Raw genomic sequence first — 606 nt, 5'->3', positions numbered from 1 at the left:
TGGTTGGATATGTAGTTCGGCACATGATTGATAAATGTTTGAGAGAATTGTGTGATGTCTTCTTTTGTCACGATATTTTCTTTTTGCCACACAAAAATAAATTGCTCATTTTCAACAGCCCAAATTTTCGACTTTTTTGTCATAAAATATTTCTCATCACGTCGGTGATAATGAGCATAAAAAGGTAAAGACAATGTGCCGAGCTTTTCATCCCGATAAACGTTGAAATAAGGTGTAAGAATTGTTGTTAGGTTATGGATATATTTGTTTATATTCATCACAGCCACCTTTTAAAATTTTCTGAATATTATTATATTTAAAAATGTAAAACATTTCAACAGTTTCTTTTTTCTGGTTCATCACCAAAAGATGTACTTGCACCTGCCATTAAAGTATGTTAGTCGTTTCTAACCGAACCCGTAATGCAAAACGCTGGATATTTCTGTATCCATATCCCCGACGTTTGATCAGCTTGATCTTGTTATTCGTTCCTTCCATTTTCCCATTCGAGTAAGGGGATAAAATGCAAGAAACGATTTCTTCTGTTCGCTTGACGAGCGCTTTTGCAATCGCGCGCACAACCGAACAAGGACAAAACGAATACCG

Annotated in this window: 2 protein-coding genes; both read right to left on the bottom strand. The window is 35.6% G+C overall.

Going from position 1 to position 606, the window contains the following annotated elements:
- On the bottom strand, nucleotides 1-278 hold a 278-nt coding region (locus tag JV16_RS15880; RefSeq protein ID WP_476855434.1), incomplete at its 3' end, for a DUF8052 family protein.
- 109 nt (nucleotides 279-387) lie between these two features.
- Nucleotides 388-606 (bottom strand): transposase (locus JV16_RS15465; RefSeq protein WP_160289331.1); only part of this gene is annotated, 219 nt, incomplete at its 5' end.

This window comes from Anoxybacillus ayderensis (genome assembly GCF_000833605.1).
Lineage (GTDB): Bacteria > Bacillota > Bacilli > Bacillales > Anoxybacillaceae > Anoxybacillus > Anoxybacillus ayderensis.
This window is presented reverse-complemented; position numbering and strand designations above follow the sequence as displayed.